Raw genomic sequence first — 24,622 nt, 5'->3', positions numbered from 1 at the left:
GCACACATGGTCGCCCCGAACGCACAGGATCTCCTCGTCCTGAGGGCCGTCGCGCAGACGGGACGCTTCACCACGGCGGCGGAGACGCTCGGCCTGAACCACACCACGGTCTCCCGGCGCATCGCCGCGCTCGAGAAGGCGCTCGGCGGCCACGTCCTCTCCCGTGGTGCGGGGGGATGGGAACTCACGGATCTCGGCCGACGTGCCGCCGACGCGGCCGAGACCGTCGCCGCCGCTGTCGACCTGCTGGGAGACGACGACCTCGGGGCACTCTCCGGCGTCGTCCGGATGAGTGCCACCGACGGCTTCAGCGCGTTCATCGCGGCACCGGCCTTCGCCCGGCTGCGGAACGGCAATCCGCGGCTGAGGATCGAGATCGTCGCGGCGACCCGGCGGGCCTCCCAGACCCGCACCGGGCTCGACTTCGAAGTGGTGGTCGGTGAGCCGCAGGTCCACCGCGCCGAGGCGACGCGGCTCGGCACCTACGTGCTGGGGCTGTACGCCTCCCGGCGCTATCTCGCGGAGCACGGCACGCCGTCGGACCTCGCGGGCGTGGTGGCTCACCCCCTCGTCTACTTCATCGACTCGATGCTGCAGGTGGACAGTCTCGACGCGCCGCGGCGCCTCCTGCCCGCCATGCGGGATGCCCTGAGCTCCACGAACGTCTTCGTGCACGTCGAGGCGACGCGGGCCGGTGCGGGCCTCGGACTCCTGCCCTGCTTCATGGCGGACCGCCACCCGGATCTCGTCCGGATCCTCCCGGAGCTCGTCGCCGAGCGGCTGGACTACTGGCTCGTCGTGCGGCCCGACGCCCTGCGGCAGCCCGCCGTCGCCGCCGTCGTCGAGGCCCTCCGCGAGGCGACACGCGCGCTCGAACCGGATCTCCTCGGCCGGCGCGGGACCGCTCCGCCCGGTAGCTGAGGCGGCCTGCCGCACCGTCAGTGCGCCGCACCGCCGTGGGGCCGCAGCCGCGTCTCCTCGACGTCGAGGATCCGCTGCGCCCTCGCGAGGGCGCGGGACGAGTAGGTCCCGCTCGCACGGGCGGCCAGCAGTGCCGCCCGCTCAGCCTCGAGGACGGCGAGCCGGAGGTCGCGGTACTGGCGGTGCGGTGAACGCACGAGCTTCTGCTCCGGCAGGCGTGCCTTCTCCCACTCGAATTCCGACCGCATGCCGGTGTCCGCCCGGACGCGGTCCAGGACGTCCTGGTCCACCATGACGCCCTCGCCGATGATCGATCCCGGATCGGCGAGGACCCGCAGCCCCTCGGTCCGCAGTTCGTCGAAGAGGGTGGCCGACTCCTCGCGGTCCGATCCGACGTCGACCCCCTCGATGCGCAGCACCCGGATGAGCCAGGGCAGCGTGCTGCCCTGCACCAGGAGCGTGGTGACCGCCACGGTGAAGGCGATGAGGACCAGCTGCTCGCGGTACGCGAACGACGACGGCAGCGACTGCGCCGCGGCGAGGGTCACGACGCCGCGCATCCCGGACCAGCCGAGCACCGTGGCGCCCTTCCACCCGAAGCCCTCACGCCGCTCCAGCTCGAGGTCGGCCTGCCTCCGTGCGTACATCCGGGTCAGCGCCCGCTTGCGCCGTTCCTGCCGGGCGTCGAGCGCGGGCAGGCGCTTCAGCCGGTTCAGCCCGCGGCGCAGCTGCAGCGAGCGGCGGGCGGCCCGGCTCGGCAGCCACCGCATGAGCAGGACCAGGGGGAACACCCACAGGAAGCGCAGTGCGATCAGTGCGAGGGTCGCGAGGAGGCCGATCGTGACGGTCTGGCCGACGGTCAGCAACGACTCGTCGATGTTCTGCAGGAGGCTGCGGACCTCGAGGCCGATCAGCAGGAAGACGCCGTTCTCGAGGAGGAACTGCACCGTCCGCCAGTTGACGTTGTCGCTGATGCGGGCGCGGGCGTCGAGGTGGCTCGCGCTCCGGTGCCCGGTGTAGATCCCGGCCACGACGACCGCCAGCACGCCCGAGGCGCCCAGCTCCTCGGCCGGGATGAACGCGATGAACGGCACGGCGAAGGAGATCGCCGTGTCCAGCACCGGGTCGTCGAGCTTCGACCGCACGAACACCGTGACCACGCCCACCGCGTAGCCGACCACCACCGCGACGACGACGGCGAAGGCGAAGTCCGCAGCCGCCGCGCCGAACCCGGCGAGCGCCCCGGCCGAGGCCGCGATGGCACTGCGGAGCAGCACGAGGGCCGTCGCGTCGTTCACCAGGCCCTCCCCCTCGAGGACCGTGAGCAGGCGGGGCGGAAGGCCGAGCCGGCGTCCGATCGAGGTGGCGGCGACGGCGTCGGGCGGACTGATGACCGCGCCCAGGGCGATCGCCGCGGCGAGTCCGAGGCCCGGCAGCAGCAGGTGCAGCACGAATCCCACGGCGAACGCGGAGACGACCACGAGTGCCACCGACAGGCTCGCGATGGGCGTGACGTTGCGGCGGAAGTCCATCACCGGGGTCTTGATCGCGGCCGCGTACAGCAGGGGCGGCAGGATCCCGGTGAGGATCCACTCGTCCGGGATCCTGAAGGACGGCACACCGGGGACGAACGAGAGTCCGATGCCGACGACGACCAGCAGCAGCGGGGCGGCGACGCGCACGCGCTGCGAGAGCACGGCGACGGCCACGAGGACGGCGATTCCGATGATGCCCAGCAAGCCCAGTTCCACCGTGCAAGCCTAGTGGGGCGCGGGCCCCGCCGTCCGCTCCGGTCACGCCCGGGTGAGCACGGGCGTCCCACCCGGCGGTGCCGTGGAGCGCGCCGCGGTCAGTCCGCGATGACCTGCGCCCCGGCGGCGAAGGTGCGAACCCGTTCGTCCTGCCAGAGCTGCGCCGGAACACCGCCGCCCAGCAGCTCGCGCGCCAGTCCCGGAGCGGCCCCGAGCGGGGCGTCGCTGCCCGCGATGATCACGTTGCCGTAGCGCCGCCCCTTGAGCATCGCGGGGTCGGCGATGATCGCGGTGTGGCCGAACTCGCCCCCGATGGTCGCCGCCTCACGCCGGGCCATGGCGAGGTTCGGGCTGTCGCCGCAGTTGACCACGTAGACGCCGCCCGGCCCGAGCACGCGTTTGACGGCGCGCGTGAACTCCTGCGTGGTCAGGGGCGCGGGCGTCACGGCGCCGGCGAAGACGTCACGGATCACGAGATCCCGGCTGCCCTCGCTCAGCGACTCCGTCACCGCCCGGGCCTCGCCGACGCGCAGGCGCATGAGCGGCGCGCGTGGGAGGTCGAACCATGCACGGACCAGTTCCGCCAGGCGGCCGTCGAGTTCGACGACAACCTGCCGCGCCTGCGGGTGCGACGCGGCGAAGCGCCGCGCGAGCGAGCAGGCCCCGCCGCCGAGGTGCAGTGCACGGAGCCGCTCCGTCGCGGGGAAGCGTGCGTCGACGAGGGAGGCGATCCAGCGCATGTACTCGAAGTCGAGCCGCAGCGGGTCGTCGAGGTCGATGTGCGAGCTGGGTACGCCGTTGATGCGCAGCACCCATCCGTTGGTGCTGTAGGGGTCGGACTCGAGTTCGCAGGTGCCCGTGTCGATCGGGAACTCGCCGATCTGCGGCTGCGGGCCGGCGGGCTTCGCCATCAGGCGCGGCCCGGACGCCCGGCGACGGACGCGAGGGCGCCGTCGGACACGGTCGGACGCACGGAGGAAGGCATGGTTCCCATGCTAGCCGCGGGCCGGACCCGCTTCAGCGGCCTGGTCGGGGCGGTGCATGCGGAACATCGGCCGATGGTGCCAGGTCGGCCCGCAGAGCATCGACGTGCCGTCCGGCCCGAATCCGTTCCGCACGTAGAAGCGCTCGGCGCGCGGGTTGTCGTTCAGGATCCACAGGTAGGCGGCACGTCCGCCGATGGCCGTGTCCAGCAGGCGCTGCCCGAGGCCGGTGCCGTGCGTGGAGCGCAGCGTGTAGATGTGGTGCAGCTCGAAGTCGGGTCGGTCGTCGTCGCGCCCCGGACCGGACGTCGCGATGCCGACCGGCTCGCCCTCGTCGTCGAATGCCAGCCAGCTGCGCGCGCCGCCGGGCGTCCGTCCCGCCTCCGCGAAGGCCGCGCTGCGGCGCTCGATGAGGGCGGGCAGCTCGGCGTCGTAGTACTCGTGGTACTCGCGCGGCATGATGTGCTCGTACGTCTCGTGCAGGCCGGCGACATGGGTGCGTGCGTAGGCCTCGGCGTCGTCGACCGTCGCGGGCCGGATGACGTAGGACAGCGTGAGCAGGGGGTGGGTCACGGGACCAGTTTAGTGGCCTGGGGCTACCGAGTGGCGCCCTGATCCGGCCGGATCAGGAATGGCCCTCGAACTGCTCCTGCTCGGCGAGCGCGGCCTCGAGGCGGTCGAGCTTGCCGGTGAGCTCACCCGTCCGTCCCGGCCTGATGTCGGCCTTCAGCACGAGCGACACGCGGCTGCCGTACCGGCCCACCGCCTCGGTGGCGTGCTTCACGACCGCCATCACCTCGTCCCATTCACCCTCGATGGTGGTGAACATCGAGTCGGTGTGGTTCGGCAGCCCTGACTCGCGGACCACGGCGACCGCCGCGGCGACGGCGTCGTGCACCGACCCTTCGGGATTCTCGCGGGAGAGGTCGGAGGAACCGGACGGGGCGACGCTGAAGGCTACGAGCATGGACCCCAGTCTGGCACGCACCGGGCCAGCCGGTCAGGCCCCGGTGACCGCCTTGACGAGCTCGTTCACGCCGAGCACCAGGAAGACGACGGTCGTGATGACCAGGAAAACGTTCGAGAGCCAGCGGTTCCGCCACTCCTTCGCCAGTCGCGTGCTGTTCAGCAGGACCAGGAGGGTGATGGCCAGGAACGGCATGAAGAGCGAGCCGAGAACGCCGTAGAGCAGGATCAGGAAGAACGGGCGACCGAGCAGGAGGAGCAGCATCGGCGGGATGGTCAGCCAGAGCATGTAGGCACGGGCGGGGACGCTGTGCGAGCCGGGGGCGTCGTCGTCCGAGAGGTCGTCCGCCTTCTTGCGGAAGTTCGCCCAGAAGTCCGCGAACATGAGGCTCACACCGTGCCAGACCCCGAGGAGCGAGGAGAACGACGACGCCCAGAAGCCGATGAGGAAGACCTTCGCCCACACCACGCCGTACCGGTCCTCGAGGACGACGCCCATGTCCAGGAGCCCGCGATCGCCGCTCTGCAGCGAGATGTTCGCGCTGTAGAGGAGCTCGGCGCCGAGGATGAGCATGCAGACCACGAAGATGCCGGTCATGGTGTAGGCCACGGTGTTGTCCACCCGCATGACCTTCATCCACTTGGGCTTGTTCCAGCCCTTCTCCCGCAGCCAGTAGCCGTACGCCGCCAGGGTGATGGTGCCGCCCACACCGCCGGCGAGGCCGAGCACGTAGAACACCGACCCGCCGGGCAGGGTGGGGACGAGGCCGCCCAGCATGGCGGGGATGTTCGGCAGTGCGAGGACCGCCGATCCGACGACGGAGATGAACATGATGCCGACCATCACGGTCATGATCTTCTCGAACAGGCCGTACCGCCCGAACCAGACGAGGACCAGTCCGATCAGTCCCGAGGCGACCGCGAAGACGTTGAGCGGTATCGCGGGGAACAGGGCCTGCAGCGGGAGCGCCGTCGAACTCATCGCCGTCGCGCCGTACACGAAGCCCCAGATGATGATGTACGGGCCGAAGTACCAGCTGGTCCACGCACCGAGGGTGCGCCAGCCCTGGAAGATGGTCTTGCCGGTCGCGAGATACCAGCGACCCACACCTTCCACGAGGACGATCTTCAGGACACAGCCGATCACCGCCGCCCACAGGAGCGCGTAGCCGTAGCGGCTACCGGCGATCAGGGTGGCCACGAGGTCGCCGGCGCCGACACCGGTGGCAGCCGCCAGCAGGCCCGGCCCGACGAGCCGCCACTTCGGTTTCTCGAGTCCGTCGACGTCCGTGCGTGCGGTATCGGCCACAGCCTGCTCCTTTGAAGTCGTGATTCCTGCTGCGAGCCTAGCAAGGGGCCTGATCATCCCTGCCCCGCCGCCCGGACCCGCGTCAGCGTGTCAGACCGATGTGGGCCCCGCGGACCCGACACCCCGGCCCGCGTGTCCACCCGATAGGTTCGGGGGGAGGGATTGCCACGGGACGGAGGACGCATGCTGGGACTGCTGGGCGGGTTCGCCGTCGTCGGAGCCGTGATCCTCGTCGGCTACATCGCAGGTCGGCTCGTGATCGGCGGACCGCAGGCGGGGTTCGCGCTCAACCAGGTGGCGTTCTTCGTGACCAACCCGGCCCTCCTGTTCACCGTCCTCGCCGACGCCGATCTCGCGGCGGTGTTCTCCGAGTACGTGCCGATCGCCCTCATCTCGTCCGTGGCCATCGCCGGGTTCTACCTCCTTGTCAGCCGGTTCCTGTTCCGCCGGCCGGCCGCGGAGACGGCGATCGGCGCGATGGCCAGCTCCTACGTCAACGCCAACAACATCGGGATCCCCATCACGGTCTACGCACTCGGCGACGCGACGCTGATCGCTCCCGTGCTGCTCGTCCAGCTCCTGGTCCTCGCGCCGCTTTATCTGACGATCCTCGACCTGACCTCCAGCCGGAAGCCCTCCGTCCGAGCCATCCTCACGCAGCCGTTCCGGAATCCGATGATCATCGCGTCGCTGCTCGGCGTCGCCGTCGCGGCAACGGGGGTGCGGCCCCCGGGGCCCGCGTGGGATTCGATCGCGCTCATCGGCGGAGCCGCGGTGCCGATGGTCCTGATCTCCTTCGGCATGTCACTCCCCGGCAGCAGGCCGCTGAAACCCAGCCCCGACCGGCTGCAGGTCCTCACCGCGACGCTGTTCAAGACGGCGCTCATGCCCGCGGCCGCCTACCTCGTCGCGCACCATGTCTTCGGGCTGACGGGCGATCGCCTGCTCGGTGCCGTCGTCGTCTCGGCGCTCCCGACCGCACAGAACGTGTTCATGTTCGCCAGCCGCTACGCGCGCGGGATCCCGCTGGCACGCGACACCGTGCTGCTCTCCTCGATCCTCGCCATCCCCGCACTGATCGGTGTCGCCGCCCTGCTCGCCTGAGCAGCACCCCGAGCGTGCCACCCGGAGGAGCTCAGGGACGGCACACTCCAGCCCTCGTGCGTCGACTCGCCGGTGCTCAGCAGACTGCTTGCTCCGGTACCCGGACGGGGTCTAGCCTTCACCCGATCACCGCGCGAGGCGCGGACGGCAGATGGAGCGGACATGAAGAGCAGGATCTCCCCCGACGAGCCCTTCCCGGCGAGACTCGAGCGTCTCCGGGACGAGGACGTCGAGGTCCTCAACAGCAAGGTGCACCGGGAGATCGAGCACGAGTTCTCGACCGACGGTGAGGTCGACGCCGAGACGGCCGCCCGGAAGGACGAGCTCGCCGACGAACTCGACGAGCGCGATGCAGGCCCCCGCCTCAGCCTCGTGCCGCCGCGGCAGGACGACGACGCGGAGCGCGGCTCCACCTCCGCCGGGCACGACAGCGCAACCCAGGCAGGCGACCCGGGTGCATCCGCGGGCCTCTCGGCACGCGCACGCGGCGGGTCGTGGGCGGACGCGCAACGCGGCTGACGCACGGGGGCTGCCGCGGTCCGCAACCCGCCGGACCGTGACGCGGACGACCACGGCGAGGGTGACGCGCGTGGCGACCGGGACGACGGCGACGGCGGGCGACGGCAGGCGACGGCGGGCGACGGCGGGCGACGGCGACGGCGGGCGACGGCGACACGAAGGACGATGCGGAATGTCACGGGGGCGAGCGGTGTTAGCGCAGGGGTCGGGGCCTCGCTAGCCTTGACCGCAGCACGCCCTCCGGAATCCAACGGCGCACCCGGGGCGCTTTCCCCGACCGGAACCCATGATTGGTGCCCCTTGTCCGTCTCCTCACCGCCCGTGAACGGCACCGCACCGTTCCCGTACCTGGGGCTCCTGTCCCTCGCCGGCGCCATCTTCGTCTCCGTGACCAGTGAGTTCCTCCCCACGGGCCTGCTGCCCGCGATGGCGCGCGATCTCGATGTCGGCATCTCGACCGCCGGGTACCTCGTGACGATCTTCGCAGGGACCGTCGTCGTGGCCACGACGCCCCTCGCCGCGATCACGCAGCGCTTCTCCCGCAAGTCGCTGATCGTCGTCGTCCTCTCGGTGATCGCCGTCGCCAACGTGCTCGCGGCCATCGCCCCCACCTACGCCGTGCTGGTCGCTGCGCGAATCCTCGGCGGGCTCGCGCACGGGCTGTTCTGGGCCGTGGTCGCCGCGTACTCCGCGCACCTGGTCCCGGCACACCAGCTCGGCAAGGCCGTGGCGATCACGGCCGGCGGCGGTACGGCGGCCTTCGTCCTCGGTGTCCCCGTGGGCACGGCGATCGGCAACGCGTTCGGCTGGCGCACCGCATTCACCATCATCGGGGTGGTCGTGGCGCTCCTGGCGCTCGTGATCGTGAAGTTCCTGCCGCCCGTGAACCACCACGTGGAGCGGAAGGCGGGCGAGGAACGCGTTCCCCTGACCCGGGATCCGAGCTTCAGGGGCGTCCTCCTGCTCTGCACGGTCATCCTCATCCTCCTGACCGGTCAGAACACCTTCTACACGTACATCGCCCCCTGGCTGACCGACGTCTCGTCCTTCGAACCGGGATCGATCGCCCTCGTCCTGTTCCTCTACGGCGGCGCCGGGATCATCGGCCTGTTCGGTGCCGGCTACGCCGCCGACCGGTTCCCGCGGAAGGCGTTCATCGGCGTCGTCCTCGTGGTCATGGCGGCCGTCCTCACCCTGGCCCTCGCCACCACGAACACCGTGGTGGTGCTGATCGCGGTCATCGTCTGGGGCGCAGCCTTCGGTGGCATCCCGGCCATGCTGCAGACGCGCATGCTGCGCACGGCGTCCTTCCGCACCCGCGACCTCTCGGCCGCCCTGCAGACGACGGCGTTCAACATCGGCATCGGCGGTGGTGCGCTGCTCGGCGGGCTCCTCCTCGACGGGGTGGGGCTCGGGATCCTCCCGTTCGTGATGATCGTCCTCGTGGCCGCGGGGCTCGGGCTGAGCCTCACCACCGACGTCCGCGGGGACCGCAGGGAGCGCCACCGACTCCGCGAGGACTGAGCTCGTCCGCCGGGATCTTCCCCTGCGATCCGGTGCCTCAGGTGGGTGCTTGGTCACAATCCAGCGGTCGATCCGGGCCACGCGCGTCGGTCCCGCCGCGGTATCGCAGCGGGGGCCGGGCGCCCCGTGCGCAGCCGGGCTCGGCGTCGCGGTGGGAGGGACCGATCCCCGCGCCCGCGCGGATGCAGGGGTGTTGTCCGCCGTGCTCCCCGCCCGGCGACATCGCGCAGCGAAGCGGTCGGAGCGTGCCACGAGGGCGCCACCCCAGGGGGCGTGCGGACACCGCCGGACCCTGACCGGACTGGCGCGCCGCGCGTAGCCTGAGGCGTATGTCTAATTCCACCGAGCCCATTCAAGGATCACCGCCCAGCGAGGACACGCCGTTCGAGGCGCCTCCAGGAGAGGCTTCCGCGAAGGCCCCGCTGGACAGGCCCGTCCTCTTCGTCTCCCTCTCGATCGTCATCCTGCTCATGCTCGTGGCGGTCGTCTTCCCGGCCGGATTCTCGGCGATCACCACGTCCGTACTCAACGGACTCGTCGCGAACTTCGGGTGGGCGTTCGTCCTCACGGCCACGGGTTTCGTGGTGTTCGCCCTGTTCCTCGCCTTCAGCAAGTACGGGCGGATCCCGCTCGGCCAGGACGGTGAGAAGCCCGAGTACAGCAGGGCCTCCTGGATCGCCATGATGTTCAGCGCCGGCATGGGGATCGGGCTGATGTTCTACGGCGTCACCGAGCCCATCTCCCACTACCTCACGCCGCCCGTCGACGGCATCACGCCCGGCACGCCCGAGGCCGCGCGCCAGGCGATGAACTACACCCTGTTCCACTGGGCCATCCACCCGTGGGCCATCTACGCGGTGGTCGGCCTTGCCCTCGCCTACTCGGCCTTCCGCAAGGGCCGTGGCGCGGGCTTCAGCGGCGCCTTCACCGCTCTCTTCCGCGGCCGTCCGACCCCCCGGGGCCTGCGGGCCATCGACGTCTTCGCCATCTTCGCCACCCTGTTCGGTTCCGCGACGTCCCTCGGGCTCGGCGTGCTGCAGATCAACGGTGGACTCACGGAGGTGTTCGGCGTGGGCAGCAGCCTGCCCCTGCAGATCACCCTGATCGCCGTGCTCACCGTCTGCTTCATCATCTCCGCCGTGAGCGGTGTCAGCCGCGGCATCAAGTGGCTGTCCAACGGCAACATGATCCTGGCCCTGGCCCTGCTGTTCTTCCTCTTCGTGGTCGGGCCGACGGTCTTCATCCTGGAGCTCATCCCGGCCTCCGCGGGCAACTACCTCATCGGCCTGCCGCAGATGGCGTCCCGGACGGGCGCCTTCGGGGGCCACGAGTGGCTCGCCGCGTGGACCATCTTCTACTGGGCCTGGTGGGTCTCCTGGACCCCCTTCGTGGGCTCCTTCCTCGCGAAGATCTCGCGGGGCCGCACCATCCGCGAGTTCATCATCGGCGTCGTCGCCGTCCCCAGCGTCATCAGCGTCATCTGGTTCGGCGTCTGGGGCGGCTCGGCCCTCAATCTGCAGGACAACGGCGTGGACATCGCGGCGGCCAACGCGGAGAGCCAGGAGTCCGCGATGTTCGCCCTCCTCGCCGAGTACCCGCTGGCATCCGTGACCTCGATCCTCGTCGTCATCCTCGTGGCCGTGTTCTTCATCTCCGGGGCCGATGCGTCATCGATCGTCCTCGGTTCGCTGTCCTCCTTCGGCGCGGCCGTGCCGAGGAAGTGGCTGACCATCCTCTGGGGCGCGCTGACCGGTGGCGTGGCCGCCGTCCTGCTGTCGGTCGGGAGTCTGGAAGCCCTGCAGACGCTCACCATCATCGCGGCCGCACCGTTCCTCCTGGTGATGATCGGCCTGTGCGTGGCGCTGATGATGGACCTGGCGAAGGATCCGATGATCACGGGAGCACGCAGGACCGGCGCCCGCGTCGGACGCAAGGCTGTTCGTCCCGAAAGCTGATGCGGTCCTGACCGCCACCTCCCGGGTGGCCGGCTCTCCGGGCGGAGCGCCCGCGGGGCAGAATGGTGCAATGCGCGCTGTCTGCTTCGACGGGTTCTCCGCCCGCCCTGTCCTCCGGGACGTCCCCGAGCCCACGGCCTCCCCCGCGGGCGTCGTCGTCCGGGTGGAGGCGACCGGTCTGTGCCGCAGCGACGTGCACGGCTGGCTGGGGCACGACGACGGCATCACGCTCCCGCACGTGCCCGGCCACGAGCTCGTGGGAACCATCGAGGCGGTGGGGGACGAGGTCCGGCGCTTCGCCGTCGGCGACCGCGTGACCACGCCCTTCGTCTGCGCGTGCGGAACCTGCCCCGAGTGCCTCTCCGGCAACGGCCAGGTGTGCCGGAACCAGACGCAGCCCGGCTTCACGCACTGGGGCTCGTTCGCGGACCTCGTGGCACTGCACCACGCGGACACCAACCTGATCCCGGTCCCGGCGACCCTCGACGCCGGTGCCGCCGCGCTGCTCGGCTGCCGCTTCGCGACCTCGTACCGCGGCCTCGTTCACCAGGCGCGGCTCGCCGCCGGGGAGACCCTCGTGGTGGTCGGCTGCGGCGGAGTGGGGCTGAGCGCAGTGATGATCGGCGCAGCGCTCGGTGCGCGGGTCCTCGCCGTGGACATCGACGGCGACGCCCTGGCGCGTGCCGCCCGGTGCGGCGCCGAGACCACCGTCGATTCCTCGGGCCGGTCCCGCGAGGAGGTGCTGGCAGCGCTCCGGGACGCCGCTCCGGACGGTGTGGATGTCTCCGTCGACGCCCTCGGCCGGGAGGAGACCGCTGCGGTCGGCATCCTTTCGCTCCGGCCGCGCGGCCGGCACGTGCAGATCGGGCTCTTCCCCGCCGACCCGGTCCTGCCCCTGGGCGCGGTGATCGGCAGGGAGCTCTCGATCCTCGGCAGCCACGGCATGCCCGCGCAGGACTACCCCGGGCTCATGGCGCTGGTCGCGGAGGGACGGCTGCGCCCGCAGGACCTCATCGAACGCCGCATCACCCTCGCTGACGTTCCGGACGCCCTCGTCGCCATGGCGGGCGATCGCTCGGCGGGCGGGGTGACCGTCATCGACGTCGGCCGCTGACGGCGACGGCCTACCGCTCGATCACGTCCCGTGGTGATACTGGTGAATGAACGAACCCTCGCCCGCCGTCGACACGCTCCTCGAACGGTCGGACCACCCGCTCCGGACCACGATCATGTTCCTGCGGACCTCGATCCTCGCCCTGCCCCTGCCGCTCGGCGAGCACGTGAAGTGGAACGCCCCCAGCTACACCCACGAGGGCGAGGACCGCGTCACGTTCAACCTCCGTCCGGTGGACCGGGTGCAGCTCGTCCTGCATCGGGGTGCGGCGGTGCGCGACGACGTCGGCACATTCGTCTTCGCCGACCCGTCGGGCCTGTTGGCCCCGATCACCGCCGACCGCGGGACCGTGGGTTTCACCGACCTCGACGACGCCCGCGCCAAGCAGGAGCGGTTCGATGCCCTGCTGCTCGCCTGGCTGCAGGCGTGAAGGCTGGATCATGGACACCATGAGCACCCCGCCGAACGCCGTCACCCTCCGCTTCCTCGCCTCTCCCACGGACCTCGGGCACAGCGGCTCCGTGGACGCCGGGACCGTCCTCGAGTGGGTGGACAAGGCGGCGTACGCGGCGGCCGTCGGGTGGGCCAAGACCTACTGCGTCACGGCGTACGTGGGCAACATCCACTTCGCCGATCCCGTGGTGGTCGGCGACCTCGTGGAGGTCGAGGCGACGATCGTGCACACCGGCACGTCCTCCATGCACATCCGCACGGTCGTGTCCTCCGGCCCGGTCTCCGGAGAGGGCGGCGGCAGGCGCAGCGAGTGCCTCGTCGTCTTCGTGGCGGTCGGTCCGGACGGCGCGCCCGTCCCCGTGCCGGCCTTCGAGCCCCGCACGGCGGCGGAGCGGAGGGAGAGCGAGCACGCGGAGGCGCGGATCGGCGTCCGCAGGGAGATCGTCGAGGAGATGCGGCGGCAGGAGTACACGGCGGCGGGCACCGCCGAGCGGACGGTCCTGCGGTTCCTGGCCGCGCCCACCGACGTCAACTGGGGCGGCAAGGTGCACGGCGGCACGGTGATGGACTGGATCGACGAGGCGGCCTACGTGTGCTCCGCCCGGCACTGCGGGCTGGACACGGTGGCCGTGTTCTCGGGCGGCGTCCGGTTCCTGAAGCCACTGCACATCGGCGATGTCGTCGAGGTGGAGGCGCGCCTCGTCTACACGGGGAACAAGGGCATGCACGTCGCCGTGCACGTGCGCTCCGGCAGCCCGCGCTCCCGCGAGATGGACCTGACCACCACGTGCCTGACTGTCATGGTGGCGCGCGACGCCGAGGGTTCCGCAGTACCGGTGCCGCCCTGGGTGCCGCGCTCGGAGGAGGACCGCCGGCTGCACCAGCACGCCCTGGACCTCCTCCACATCCGCAGCCGTGCGCCGGGCAGCGTGCTGCCCACCCACCTGCGCGCGCATCCGTCCGGCGTGGCGGAGGGCCTCGGGGACGGCGTCGGGCTCGCGGCACCGCTGCCGTAGCGGGAGCCCGGCGTCAGGGTGTCCTGGTCCCGGCGATCCGGTAGGACTCCTCGATCAGTTCGGTCAGCTCGCCGCCGCCGATGCGGCCGAGGCGCACCAGGACGAGCGAGGGATACCGCTCGTGGTGCGGGTGGACGAAGAACGCACCGGGCTGCCCGGCGAGCAACGCGTCCCGCTCACCGGTCTTGACGGTCAGCACGGTGTCGTCCCACATGCGGGCGAACAGCGTGCGCGCGAACCAGGCGGGCCTGCTCCAGCTCAGCCGCTCGGTGGCGCCCGGCAGTGCGAGGCACGCGGACCGGACGTCGTGTTCGCTGACCATGGACCCACCATGGCACCGGACGTGCCACCGGTCCAGGGAATGTCGCGTCAGGGGCGGAAGAGGCGCTCCAGAAGGTCCACGGCGATCGCCAGGGCGTCCTCGTCGAGGTCGAACCGCCGGTGGTGGTGGGGCGCGGGGTTGGCGGCCCCGACGAAGACGTACGTGCCCAGTCCGCCCGCACGCTGGACGTCGTCGATGAGCAGGTGGGCGTCGTCGCTCCCTCCTCCCGAGGCGCCGGCCGGCGTGAAGGTGGTGATCGCCGGAACCCCCTCCGCAGCGCGTCCCACGTCCTCCACCAGGACGGCGTCGGGCTGGGACACCGCGGCGCGGCCGTAGGCCTTCGTGCCCGCCTCGACCCCGTACATCCGCGCGGCACCCTGCACGGCGGCCTCGGCACGGCGGTTCAGCTCCTCCAGCACGGTGTTCGACGTGGACCGTGTCTCGTAGGTGATGGTGGCGAGGGCAGGGATGATGTTCGCGCTCCCGGCCGCGTGGAAGGTCCCGACATTGACGCGTGTGTCCGCCTCGGCGAACCGGGTGAGCCCGAGGATCGCGAGGGTGGCCTGCGCGGCCGCGGCGAGTGCGTGCCTGCCCTTCTCGGGAGCGGCGGCGGCGTGGGCGGCCTCGCCCTCGAAGCGGGCGGTCCACTTGGTGGTGGCCATCGCGTCGGTGACCCCGCCGAGCACGGTGCCGGTGGGCAGGTCACCGCCGAGGTGCACGGCGAGCATACGGTCCACACCGCGGGTCACCCCGGCGTCGATCATGGGCTGCGCCCCCCGCACTCCCTCCTCGGCGGGCTGGAACATGATGCGTACTCGGCCTGGGAAATCGCCGTCGCGGAGGCGGTCGGCGAGGGCGAGGCCGATCGCGGCGTGCCCGTCGTGCCCGCAGGCGTGCATGTACGGCGTCGTGGACCGGAACCCGCCCGCCACCGGCGCATGGTCCGCCGCCGTCTCCTCGTCCACGGGCAGGGCGTCGATGTCCACCCGGAGGCCCCAGGTGGGACCGGGGCGGTTGCCCTCGAGCTCGGCGATGACCGCGGTGCCGTGCTGCCGGAGCCAGGCGACGTCGTCGGCCTGCGCCCCGGCTTCCACGGCGCGTCGCGCCCACTCCTCCTGCTCCGCCTCGGTGGGCGGCAGCGCGATGCTCCCCAGGGCGATGGCGTCCGTGCCCGTCGTGGTGCGGACACCCATCGCGCGGAGCTCACCGAGGATGACGGACGCCGTCCGGTACTCGAGGAAGCCCGGCTCGGCGTGGGCGTGGAACTGGCGGCGGAGGGCGATGATCGCATCGGGCTGCATCCTCCGACCCTATGCACTGCGGCGCGGCCCGGGCTACCCGGGCAGCATGCTCTGGTGGTCGAGCACGGCGTCGTACTGCCCCGTGGCCTCCGCGAACCGCAGGTGCTTCACGCGCTCGACGAGGATCTGCCGGGCCTCCGGTCCGGCTGCCAACAGCGCCATGGTCTCGTCGAGGAACTCCTCCAGCGGCATGCCGTGCTCATTGTCCTGGTTGCCCATGAGCGTGGTGCGCACGAGCGGCGGGGCCAGCTCGATGACCTGGACGGAGGTGTCCCCGAGGTGCACGCGCAGGCTGTCGGTCCAGGAGTGCAGCGCCGCCTTCGTGGCGCTGTAGGTCGGTGCGACCGGCAGGGGTACGTAGGCGAGGCCCGAGGTGACCGTGATGATCGCCGCATCCTCCCGGCTCTCGAGGTGCTGCACGAAGGCGCTGACCAGGCGGAGGGGGCCGAGCAGGTTCGTGGTCACGGTGCGTTCGGCCGTGGCGAGCGACGACGGGTCCCGGAGGTCCTCGGGCTCCATGATCCCGGCCATCGCGACCACGACGTCCAGGTCCGGGTGGGAGACGAGCAGGGCATCCCGCAGCGAGGAGATCGAGTCCGGATCCGCGATGTCCAGGACGGCGGTGTCGATCCCGGGATGGTCCGTGGCGATCCGCTGCAGGATCTCCTCGCGGCGGCCTGCCACGATCACGCGGTTGCCTGCGGCATGCAGGCGGAGGGCGAGCCCCCGTCCGATGCCCGAGGTTCCGCCGGCCATGAGGATGGTCTTTCCGGTGAGCTGCATGATGGTCCTTCCGAGGGGCTGAGTGCTGATGCCTCGACAGTGCCCCGTTCCGCCGACGGGCGGGAGAGGAGGGCTCATCCACGGATCGGTGGTCCCTGTCTCCACCCCGGGCGGGGGGCCATGATGGAGCCATGAAGCGCGATGACCTGGCCGAGTTCCTCCGCAAGCGCCGTGAGTCCCTCCAGCCCGGCGACGTCGGGCTGGCGCCGGGAGTGCGACGCCGGACGGCCGGCCTGCGCCGCGAGGAGGTGGCGGTGCTGTGCGGCATGTCGACCGACTACTACACGCGCCTGGAGCAGCGCCGCGGCCCGCAGCCCTCGGACCAGATGCTGCTGGCGATCACGCGTGGCCTCCGGCTGAGCCTCGACGAACGCGACCACCTCTTCCTCCTCGCCGGTCAGCGTCCGCCCGCGCGCTCGCAGCCCTCCGAGCATGTGGGCCCGGCCCTCATGCGGGTGTTCGACCGGCTCGAGGACACTCCCGCCCTGGTGCTTTCGGAGCTCGCGGAGACCCTCGTGCAGAACAGGCTCGCGGTGGCACTGCTCGGGGACGACCTCCGCCACCGCGGGCTCGCCCGCAGCTCCTACTACCGGTGGTTCACCGATCCCGCGGAACGCCGGTTCTACCCCGAGCGGGACCACGCGCACCAGTCGCGCGTGCGGGCCGCGGCCCTGCGGGCAGCCCTGGGAACGGGTACCTCCACCCGTGGCAGGCGGATCGTCGACGCCCTGCTGGCTGAGAGCGAGGAGTTCGCCGAGGTGTGGAGCGGATACGAGGTCCGCAGCCGGTTCGACGACCACAAGACCCTCGTGCACCCCGAGCTCGGCGAGATCGAGGTGGACTGCCAGGTGCTCTTCACGGAGAACCAGGCGCAGTCGCTCCTGGTCCTCACCGCGCCGCCGGGCTCGGAGGGCTTCGAGAAGCTGCAGCTCCTCAGCATCCTCGCCGCCCGCCAGCCGATCTCCTGAGGTCGGGCGACCGGGCCGTTACCTCGACGGTGAGCCCTTGCGCGGCGCAGGGCCGGCGCCTCCTGCTCCACCGGTCGTCCTCGGCCGCGGGTCGGTCCTTGATGCTGCCCTTCGCTCGTCGGCCCGGGCCGCTCCGGCGCGTGCCCCTCCAGCAGTCCGTGCGGCTCGCCGTGCACCACCCTCGGAGCCGCACGGGAAGCCTTTCGGCCTGATCCCGGTTACCGCCAGTAGACGCGCCAGCCTGGCGCCCGATCGGGAGGACTTGCCATGACCATCGTCATCACCGGAGCCACGGGGCACCTGGGCCGCCAGGTCGTCGAGCAGCTGCTGGCCCGGGGCGTGGACCCGTCCACCGTCGTCGCCGGGGGCCGCAACGAGGAAGCCCTCGCCGCACTGGCGGCGCACGGTGTCCGGACCGCTCGCGTCGACTACGCGGATCCCGCCACCCTGGACGACGCCTTCGCCGGCGCGGAGAAGGTGCTGCTGATCTCCGGCAGCGAGGTGGGCAAGCGGTCGGTGCAGCACAAGGCCGTGATCGATGCCGCCCGGAAGGTGGACGCATCCCTCGTGTACACGAGCGCGCCGAAGGCCTCGACGTCGGCCCTCGTCCTCGCACCCGAGCACAAGGCCACCGAGGGCCTGCTCGAGGGGTCCGGCCTCACCTACACCGTGCTGCGCAACAACTGGTACACGGAGAACTACGACGACACGATCCGTCAGGCCGCTTCCACCGGCAGCATCCTGACGAGCGCGGGGCACGGCAGGGTGGCCAGCGCGACGCGCCGCGACTACGCGGAGGCGGCCGCCGTCGTCCTGCTGTCCGACGAGTACGCGGGCGAGATCCTCGAGCTCGGCGGCGACGAGCCGTGGTCAGTCGACGAGCTCGCATCGGCGGTCGCCGACGTGCGGGGGGACGACGTCGCGGTGGAACAGGTCTCCACCGACCAGCACGTCGCCGCGCTCCAGGGCTTCGGGCTCGACGAGGGGACGGCGGGCTTCGTCGCCGCGATCGACGCGAACATCGCCGACGGCCTCCTGGCCGAGAGCGACGGGACGCTGTCCCGCATCATCGGCCGACCCACCACGCCCCTCAGGCAGTACGTCGCGGAGTTGCTCGGGTAGCCGGCAGGCCGCCGCGGGGCCGGCCGCCGCTACGCTGGCACGACGCATCCACGCACCACGGAGACCGGACGGGAGACACGTGCCGAACGATCAGGACCTCTCGGTGGGGCAGCTCGCGTCCCGCAGCGGCATGACGGTGTCCGCCCTGCACTTCTACGAGCGCCAGGGCCTGATCCGGAGCCACCGCACGTCGGGCAACCAGCGTCGCTTCGACCGGTCCGTCCTGCGCCGCGTCGCCGTCATCCGGGCGGCGCAGCGCGCGGGCATCCCCCTCGCGACCGTCGGCACGGCCTTCGCCGAACTGCCGACGGACGGGGTCCCGGACCAGGAGGACTGGCAGCGGTTGTCGGCGGCCTGGCGGCAGGAGATCGAGCAGCGGATCGCCCAGCTGGAGCACCTGCGGGACCGTCTGGGTGGATGCATCGGCTGCGGTTGCCTCTCGCTCGCGACGTGCGGTTTCGTCAACCCGGACGACGACGCCGGGCGCCGCGGTGTGCCGTCGACCCTCCTCGATCCGTGATCCCCCGATTTGACCTCAACCTTTGTCGAGGTTCTAGCGTGGAGGGTATGACAGCCTCGACGGACCACGCGGTCCCCACCGCCGATCTCTTCAAGGACGCCTTCCGCGACCACCCGGCGGGTATCGCGGTCATCACGGCGCAGGGGCCGGAGGGGCCGGTGGGACTGACGGCGTCGTCCGTCTCGTCCGTGTCGGCCGAGCCGCCGGTCCTCGCGTTCTCCGTCTCGACGGCATCGCCGTCCGCCGCCGCCCTGGTCCACGCCGGGACGATGGTGGTGCACCTGCTCGGAGCCGGCCAGCTCGGTCTCGCCCAGCTCTTCTCGACGCGCGGTGCGGACCGCTTCGGCCCGGCCACGGTCTGGCGCACCCTGCCGACGGGAGAGCCGCTCCTTACCGACGCGCCCTGGGCACTGCGCTGCCGGATCCTGCACCGCCTGCCCGTGGGCGGTTCGATGATCCTCGCGGCTGAAGTGCTGGCGATCGAACAGGCAGCGGACGACGGCGGGAGCGCACCGCTCGTCTACCACAACCGTTCCTACCACCGGCTGGGCGACCAGTCGCTGCTGGACTGAACGACCGAACGACGACCACCCCACCACCATGGAGGACTACGTGAGCGACTACGTACTGCCGGATCTTGACTACGACTACGCGGCCCTGGAGCCGCACATCTCGGGCCGGATCATGGAGCTGCATCATTCCAAGCACCAGGCCACCTATGTGAAGGGCGCCAATGATGCCCTGGCCCAGTTGGCCGAGGCCCGTGAGAAGGGCGAGTTCGGGACGATCCCGAAGCTCTCCAAGGATCTGGCGTTCCATGTGGGTGGCGTGATCAACCACAGCATCTTCTGGAAGAACATGTCGCCCGAGGGCGGGGACAAGCCCGAGGGTGAGCTCGCCGCGGCGCTGGATGACGCGTTCGGGTCCTTCGACGCGTTCCGGGCGCACTTCACCGCCGCCGCGACGTCGCTGCAGGGGTCGGGGTGGGCGGTGCTGGCGTATGAGCCGCTGGGGAAGAACATCGTGATCGAGCAGCTCTACGACCAGCAGGGCAACGTGCCCGTGGGCACCGTCCCGCTGCTGATGCTGGACATGTGGGAGCACGCGTTCTACCTGGACTACGTGAACGTGAAGCCCGAGTACGTGAAGGCGTGGTGGAACCTGGTGAACTGGGCCGATGTCCAGGCCCGTTTCCAGGCCGCGAGGACCGGGGCGTCGAGCCTGATCACCCCCGGCCACTAGCCACCCGACCGCGCACCATCCGGCGCGCTTCGACCTCCGGAAGGGCCACCCGTCAGGGGTGGCCCTTCCGCCGCGTCGACCCCCATTAGTTGCTTAGGCAGCCTAAGTGTAAGATGGATCGTCGGCACCGGAGGGAGGACATGTGCGAGCAGCACTGCGGCGACTCGGCTCCTTCACCCTCGTCGGTACGGTGGCCTTCGTCGTCGACATCTCGGTGTTCAACATCCTCGCGTCCGGGCTCGGCATCGGGCCCATCTCGTCGAAGATCGTCTCCGTGGTCCTGGCCACCGGCGTCTCCTGGGTCGGCAGCCACTACCTGACCTTCCGGATGTTGGCCGGGCGGCCGAAGCGCGAGGAAGCACTGCTGTTCGGACTCACCAACCTCATCGGACTCGGCATCGCGGCTGCCTGCCTCGTCGTGTCCCACTACGTCCTGGGTCTCACGAGTCCGCTCGCCGACAACATCTCCGCGAACGTGATCGGGGTCCTGCTCGGCAACGTGTTCCGCTACGGGGCCTACCGCTTCTTCGTCTTCCGCCCGGCGACCGTCCCGGCCTCGCCACAGCCCTCCGTGACCGGTCCGTAGGCAGGTCCGGCGCCGAAGCACCATCGGCGATGGGCGGCGCACTCCTCTGGGAAGCTCCGCCCGTCCCGCGTACGATTGACCCAGATCCTCAGCATGCTTCTGAAGCTGCTGTCCGCCCGCGTCCCGAAGAGTTCCCATGCGCGTCCGTCACGCCATCACCTCCCTGACCCTCAGCTGCGGCCTCCTGATCGCCCTCCCGGGGGTCGCCGTCGCACAGACCGTATCGCCGGCACCCGCCTCCCCGAACCGGACCGATGCGTCGGCGCGGCACCAGGGACCGGTGCTGCCACCCCCAGCCAACGCGACGCTGCCGCCGGTTCCGGTACCCGCCGTCGAACCCGGGCCTCCGACGGCCCCCGGCGAGACGCCGATCGTGCCTCCGGATCCCGGCCAGCCGGCACCGCCGGACACCGGCCCCACCGACCCGGCAGCGCCCGCTCCCCCGACTTCCGACCCAGCCGTGGTTCCCGCCCCGGAGCCCTCGGCGCCGGCGGCGGATCCCGCACCGACCGCCGACCCTGCGAGCAGTCCGCCCGCACCGGCCGGGACCCCGCCCGATGAGAGCGCGAGTCCGGCCCCCACTCCCTCGGAGGATGCCGCGACGGCGCCCGCGACGGATTCCGCCGAGGGAGCCGCCGGGGCCGGAGGGCCTGTGAGGAACGTCGGCAATGACACCGGAGGCATGGGCGCTCCCGCGTCCGGAGCCCGAACCGCACGCACCACGTCGGCCGCCCCGGCCACCTCGGCCGCATCGGCCGAGACGACGCCCGAGGACCAGCCGGCCGGTGATGCCGTGGTCGAGGCCGCCACTCCCTTGGGCTCGGATCCCGCCCGCTACATCGCTGCGGGCGTCCTCAGTATCGTCGCCGTCGCCCTGGCCCTGGCGATCGCCGTCGTCGCCCAGCCTCGCCGCCCGCGCCGCAAGCACTAGGCCACGCAGGCAGAAGGAGCCGGGACGCGTGTCCCCGGCTCCTTCTGTTGCCATGCGACGGACCGCGGCGGAACCGACGCGACGTCACCGGAAGGGCACTGCGCGAGGTGAGGTCGATGGACCCCTGCAACCTGAACCGGTTCATCGGGTAGTGCTGCTTGCAGACTAGAGTGCCGGCGGCATATTTCGGGTAGACGAGCGCCGTTTCCGAGAAGTCCCTGTGAACCAGAATCTAAGGAGACTTGGTTTTCTTTCTGCCCGCCGTGGTGCAGGGACACCCGTGGTGCATGGCGGCTCAGGAGCCTCCGCCCGTGGTGCGTTTCTCCGCCAGGTCCTCCCATCCGCACCACGCAAGAGGAACACCTTGATCACGAAGACACTCACGCGCCGCAACCGGACGGCCCTCGCCGTCACGTCCGGCGCCCTGGCCCTCGCCGTCACCGCCGGCGTCGGGCTCCCCGCCGTAGCCGCACCACCCGCAGACTCCCCCTCGCGGTCGGAGAACAACAACGGCGCCGGCCGCGGAGCCCAGCAGGACGCCCGCGAGAAGGCCCTGCGCAACGGGTCGGGCCGCAAGACCACCGTCGCACCGGTCGACGGAGCCTGGATGAACACCCGGCTCTCCTCGGACAGCCGGGCAGACCTCCTCCTCGCCCAGATGACGCTCGAGGAGAAGGTCTCGCGCCTGCACGGCGAGTTCAGTGGCGAGACCGCGTTCTACATCGCGCCGCTCGAGCGGCTCGGCATCCCCGCCCTGCTCCTGACCGACGCCGGAGCGGGCGTCCGCGTCACGAACCAGGACACCAATGACGGCAGGGCCACGGCCCTCCCTGCACCACTCGCCCTCGGTGCGACCTGGGACACCTCACTGGCCGCCGAGTACGGGGACATCCTCGGCGCGGAGACGCGTGCATCCGGCCAGAACGGACTGCTCGGTCCTACCGGTGACCTCGTGCGCGACGCCCGCTGGGGGCGCGCCTTCGAGAGCCTGGGCGAGGATCCCCGCCTGACCTCGCGTCTCCTCGAGGCCCAGGTCAAGGCCGTCCAGGCGCACGACGTCGTCGCGACCGTCAAACACCCTGCCGCCTACTCGCAGGAGGAGTCGCGTCTGGCCGGTGGCAACGTCGCCATCAGTGAGCGGGCCCTGCGCGAGGTGTACCTCGCGCCCATCGAAGCCGCCATCAAGGCCGGCGTCGGGTCCGCCATGTGCTCGTTCAACAAGGTCAACGACGTCTACGCCTGCGAGAGCTCCGAGGTCTTCGACATCCTCAAGGAGGACTACGGCTTCAAGGGCTTCATCCAGACGGACTACGGCGCAACCCACAGCACGGTCGACGCCGCCAACGCCGGGCTCGATGTCGAATTCCCGGCCGCCGTGTACTTCGGGCAACCGCTCATCGACGCCGTGAACCGGGGCGAGGTCAGCACTGCCACGATCGACGACAAGGTGCACCGCATCCTCCGCACCATGTTCGAGTTCGGCAGCTTCGACACCCCGGTCGCGGTCACGCCGATCGACGTCGCGGCCGGCAACGCCGTCGCACGCGAGGTGGCCGAGAGCTCCGCCGTCCTGCTGAAGAACGACGCCCCGGCCGGTTCGCCGTCGGCCGCCCTCCCGATCGACGCCGCCTCGATCTCCTCCCTGGCAGTCATCGGGGCGGACGCGGACGCCCTCGCCACCGGGGGCGGCAGCTCCGTGGTGAAGCCGACCAGCACCTCCACCCCCCTCGACGCGCTCACGGCCCGTGCCGGCGCCGGCGTCGAGGTCACCTACGCCGAGGGCACCGACGCAGTTGGCCCGGCGCACTCGCTCAGCGGTGCGGCGGTCCCGTCCTCCGTCCTCGCGCCTGCAGGTCAGCCGACGGCGACCGGCATCACAGCCGAGTACTGGTTCAACGGCGCCGACACGGCGGGCACTCCGACGGTGACACGCGTCGAGGACCAGGTCGCCATGAGCGCCGGGTTCCTCGCCCTCGACGGGCTGTACGGCTCGTCGGTCCCGAAGATCCCGGGCTACCCGTTCGGCGGCCCGCTGACCGCACGCTGGTCCGGCACCATCACGGCTCCCGCCACCGGCGAGTACACCCTCTCGCTGACCGGCTTCGGCAGCGCGCGGCTGTTCCTGGACGGCGAAGAGGTCATCGATGCCTCCGATCCCCACGCCGTCCGCACTGATTCCAGCCTCGCACTGCAGCTCGACGCGGGCGAAGCCCGCGACCTGCGCGTCGAGTACTCCAACAACGCGAGTGATCCCGACCAGGAATCCGCCGCCGACCTCGTCATGACCTGGGAGCACCCGGAGGACGTGGTGACCCCGGCGGTCGCGGAGGCCGTCGCTGCCGCCGAGGCATCGGACGTCGCCGTCGTCTTCGCCCGGGACTACGTGGGCGAGGGCCGCGACAAGAACACGCTGACGCTCGCCAACGAGCAGGATGCCCTGATCGACGCCGTCTCGGCCGCGAATCCGCGCACCGTCGTCGTCCTGACGACCGCCGGTTCGGTCACCATGCCGTGGCTCGACCGCGTGCCGTCGGTGCTCGAGGCCTGGTACGGCGGCCAGGAGCAGGGCGCGGCGATCGCGCGCGTCCTCTTCGGGGACGTCAACCCGTCCGGCAAGCTGCCGGTCACCTTCGCCACCGGAGACGCCGCGACTCCGACGGCCGCGCCGGCCCTCTTCCCGGGTATCGGCAGGACGGCCTCCTTCGCCGACGACGTGAACATCGGCTACCGCGGTTACCTCGCCGCAGGCATCACCCCGCAGTTCGCCTTCGGTCACGGCCTGAGCTACACCGACTTCGGGTACTCGAAGCTCAAGGTGAATTCCTCGGGCAAGCCCGTGAAGAACGGCGGCACGGCGAACGTCAAGGTCACCGTCGACGTCGCCAACACCGGCGCCCGCGCCGGCAGGGAGACCGTGCAGGTCTACGTCGGCTCGCTCCCGACGACGGCGGTCGCCACGCCGGCACGTCAGCTCGCCGGCTTCGCGAAGGTGGACGTTCCGGCCGGACGGACGTCCAAGGTCACGATCGATCTCGACCCGCGTGCGTTCTCCTCCTGGGATTCGGCGACCGACGCCTGGGTGACGCCGACCGGCAATGTCCCGGTCTACGTCGGCACGTCCTCCGCGGAGGCCACGCTGCAGGGTACCGCCAGCATCCGCTGACAGCGCGGCGCCACGTCCGCACACGGAAGGAGCCGGGACGCGTGTCCCGGCTCCTTCCGTGCGTGCGGG

General features: G+C 71.2%; 24 protein-coding genes. 16 read left to right on the top strand and 8 right to left on the bottom strand.

The features are described from left to right. The first annotated feature begins 6 nt into the window (after nucleotides 1–6). Complete coding sequence (locus ACTIMO_RS04665) at nucleotides 7–921, top strand: LysR family transcriptional regulator (RefSeq protein WP_157365692.1); 915 nt, start codon at nucleotides 7–9, stop codon at nucleotides 919–921. A gap of 17 nt (nucleotides 922–938) precedes the next feature. On the opposite strand, the gene ACTIMO_RS04660 is transcribed toward ACTIMO_RS04665, so the two are convergent. The 5 genes from ACTIMO_RS04660 to ACTIMO_RS04640 form a co-directional block, all read right to left on the bottom strand. Further along, the gene (locus ACTIMO_RS04660) at nucleotides 939–2,672 is read right to left on the bottom strand and encodes a cation:proton antiporter (RefSeq protein ID WP_055765548.1); all 1,734 of its coding nucleotides are present in this window, start codon (nucleotides 2,670–2,672) and stop codon (nucleotides 939–941) included. A gap of 98 nt (nucleotides 2,673–2,770) precedes the next feature. Continuing rightward, entirely contained in the window at nucleotides 2,771–3,583 is an 813-nt protein-coding gene (locus tag ACTIMO_RS04655; RefSeq protein WP_448181624.1) for a spermidine synthase, read from the bottom strand. Between the two features lie 84 nt (nucleotides 3,584–3,667). Then, nucleotides 3,668–4,228 carry an N-acetyltransferase family protein gene (locus ACTIMO_RS04650; RefSeq protein WP_448181623.1) on the bottom strand — a complete coding sequence of 187 codons (561 nt, stop codon included), beginning with the start codon at nucleotides 4,226–4,228 and terminating at the stop codon, nucleotides 3,668–3,670. A 52-nt stretch (nucleotides 4,229–4,280) separates the two neighbouring features. Then, the gene (locus ACTIMO_RS04645) at nucleotides 4,281–4,622 is read right to left on the bottom strand and encodes a thiamine-binding protein (RefSeq protein ID WP_055765553.1); all 342 of its coding nucleotides are present in this window, start codon (nucleotides 4,620–4,622) and stop codon (nucleotides 4,281–4,283) included. Between the two features lie 33 nt (nucleotides 4,623–4,655). After that, nucleotides 4,656–5,930 (bottom strand): Nramp family divalent metal transporter, encoded by a 1,275-nt coding sequence (locus ACTIMO_RS04640; protein ID WP_448181622.1) that lies wholly within the window; start codon nucleotides 5,928–5,930, stop codon nucleotides 4,656–4,658. Nucleotides 5,931–6,113: 183 nt separating this feature from the next. Between ACTIMO_RS04640 and ACTIMO_RS04635 the strand changes: the two genes are divergently transcribed. The 7 genes from ACTIMO_RS04635 (at nucleotide 6,114) to ACTIMO_RS04605 (ending at nucleotide 13,615) form a co-directional block, all read left to right on the top strand. Then, nucleotides 6,114–7,034 (top strand): AEC family transporter, encoded by a 921-nt coding sequence (locus ACTIMO_RS04635; protein ID WP_448181621.1) that lies wholly within the window; start codon nucleotides 6,114–6,116, stop codon nucleotides 7,032–7,034. A 162-nt stretch (nucleotides 7,035–7,196) separates the two neighbouring features. Next, nucleotides 7,197–7,553, top strand: a complete 357-nt coding sequence (locus ACTIMO_RS04630) for a hypothetical protein (RefSeq protein WP_448181620.1) — start codon at nucleotides 7,197–7,199, stop codon at nucleotides 7,551–7,553. Between the two features lie 321 nt (nucleotides 7,554–7,874). Beyond that, nucleotides 7,875–9,077: an MFS transporter gene (locus tag ACTIMO_RS04625; protein WP_162237499.1), complete on the top strand. Its 1,203-nt coding sequence runs from the start codon at nucleotides 7,875–7,877 to the stop codon at nucleotides 9,075–9,077. A 329-nt stretch (nucleotides 9,078–9,406) separates the two neighbouring features. Beyond that, nucleotides 9,407–11,032, top strand: coding sequence for a BCCT family transporter (locus tag ACTIMO_RS04620; RefSeq protein ID WP_055765566.1), 1,626 nt, complete (start codon nucleotides 9,407–9,409; stop codon nucleotides 11,030–11,032). 70 nt (nucleotides 11,033–11,102) lie between these two features. Next, nucleotides 11,103–12,146, top strand: coding sequence for an alcohol dehydrogenase catalytic domain-containing protein (locus ACTIMO_RS04615; protein ID WP_055765569.1), 1,044 nt, complete (start codon nucleotides 11,103–11,105; stop codon nucleotides 12,144–12,146). Between the two features lie 46 nt (nucleotides 12,147–12,192). After that, nucleotides 12,193–12,576 carry a DUF1801 domain-containing protein gene (locus ACTIMO_RS04610; protein WP_055765571.1) on the top strand — a complete coding sequence of 128 codons (384 nt, stop codon included), beginning with the start codon at nucleotides 12,193–12,195 and terminating at the stop codon, nucleotides 12,574–12,576. 10 nt (nucleotides 12,577–12,586) lie between these two features. Further along, complete coding sequence (locus ACTIMO_RS04605; protein ID WP_235498593.1) at nucleotides 12,587–13,615, top strand: acyl-CoA thioesterase; 1,029 nt, start codon at nucleotides 12,587–12,589, stop codon at nucleotides 13,613–13,615. 13 nt (nucleotides 13,616–13,628) lie between these two features. Here ACTIMO_RS04605 and ACTIMO_RS04600 read toward each other — a convergent pair whose 3' ends face one another. Genes ACTIMO_RS04600 through ACTIMO_RS04590 form a run of 3 tightly spaced genes read right to left on the bottom strand, consistent with a single transcriptional unit; the run spans nucleotide 13,629 to nucleotide 16,021 of the window. After that, nucleotides 13,629–13,937: an MmcQ/YjbR family DNA-binding protein gene (locus tag ACTIMO_RS04600; protein ID WP_422391091.1), complete on the bottom strand. Its 309-nt coding sequence runs from the start codon at nucleotides 13,935–13,937 to the stop codon at nucleotides 13,629–13,631. Nucleotides 13,938–13,984: 47 nt separating this feature from the next. Beyond that, nucleotides 13,985–15,238, bottom strand: coding sequence for an amidohydrolase (locus tag ACTIMO_RS04595; protein WP_448181619.1), 1,254 nt, complete (start codon nucleotides 15,236–15,238; stop codon nucleotides 13,985–13,987). A 33-nt stretch (nucleotides 15,239–15,271) separates the two neighbouring features. Continuing rightward, the gene (locus ACTIMO_RS04590) at nucleotides 15,272–16,021 is read right to left on the bottom strand and encodes an SDR family oxidoreductase (RefSeq protein ID WP_448181618.1); all 750 of its coding nucleotides are present in this window, start codon (nucleotides 16,019–16,021) and stop codon (nucleotides 15,272–15,274) included. A gap of 131 nt (nucleotides 16,022–16,152) precedes the next feature. Here ACTIMO_RS04590 and ACTIMO_RS04585 point away from each other — a divergent pair, with 131 nt between their 5' ends. The 8 genes from ACTIMO_RS04585 (at nucleotide 16,153) to ACTIMO_RS04550 (ending at nucleotide 24,553) form a co-directional block, all read left to right on the top strand. Further along, nucleotides 16,153–16,989, top strand: a complete 837-nt coding sequence (locus ACTIMO_RS04585; RefSeq protein ID WP_055765582.1) for a helix-turn-helix transcriptional regulator — start codon at nucleotides 16,153–16,155, stop codon at nucleotides 16,987–16,989. A 267-nt stretch (nucleotides 16,990–17,256) separates the two neighbouring features. Further along, nucleotides 17,257–18,111: an SDR family oxidoreductase gene (locus ACTIMO_RS04580; protein ID WP_448181617.1), complete on the top strand. Its 855-nt coding sequence runs from the start codon at nucleotides 17,257–17,259 to the stop codon at nucleotides 18,109–18,111. Nucleotides 18,112–18,190: 79 nt separating this feature from the next. Then, nucleotides 18,191–18,631: a redox-sensitive transcriptional activator SoxR gene (gene soxR / locus ACTIMO_RS04575; RefSeq protein ID WP_448181616.1), complete on the top strand. Its 441-nt coding sequence runs from the start codon at nucleotides 18,191–18,193 to the stop codon at nucleotides 18,629–18,631. A 47-nt stretch (nucleotides 18,632–18,678) separates the two neighbouring features. Further along, complete coding sequence (locus ACTIMO_RS04570) at nucleotides 18,679–19,203, top strand: flavin reductase family protein (protein ID WP_448181615.1); 525 nt, start codon at nucleotides 18,679–18,681, stop codon at nucleotides 19,201–19,203. Between the two features lie 40 nt (nucleotides 19,204–19,243). After that, nucleotides 19,244–19,873 carry a superoxide dismutase gene (locus tag ACTIMO_RS04565; RefSeq protein ID WP_422391814.1) on the top strand — a complete coding sequence of 210 codons (630 nt, stop codon included), beginning with the start codon at nucleotides 19,244–19,246 and terminating at the stop codon, nucleotides 19,871–19,873. Between the two features lie 142 nt (nucleotides 19,874–20,015). Continuing rightward, nucleotides 20,016–20,459 (top strand): GtrA family protein, encoded by a 444-nt coding sequence (locus tag ACTIMO_RS04560; protein ID WP_448181614.1) that lies wholly within the window; start codon nucleotides 20,016–20,018, stop codon nucleotides 20,457–20,459. A 136-nt stretch (nucleotides 20,460–20,595) separates the two neighbouring features. Beyond that, complete coding sequence (locus tag ACTIMO_RS04555) at nucleotides 20,596–21,390, top strand: hypothetical protein (RefSeq protein WP_448181613.1); 795 nt, start codon at nucleotides 20,596–20,598, stop codon at nucleotides 21,388–21,390. 364 nt (nucleotides 21,391–21,754) lie between these two features. Further along, on the top strand, nucleotides 21,755–24,553 hold the full coding sequence (locus ACTIMO_RS04550; RefSeq protein WP_055765601.1) for a glycoside hydrolase family 3 protein: 2,799 nt from the start codon (nucleotides 21,755–21,757) through the stop codon (nucleotides 24,551–24,553). Nucleotides 24,554–24,622: the final 69 nt, after the last annotated feature.

The organism is Arthrobacter sp. CP30 (assembly GCF_053470025.1).
Note: the sequence above shows the minus strand (reverse complement) of the source record. Positions and strands in the feature narration are given on the sequence as shown.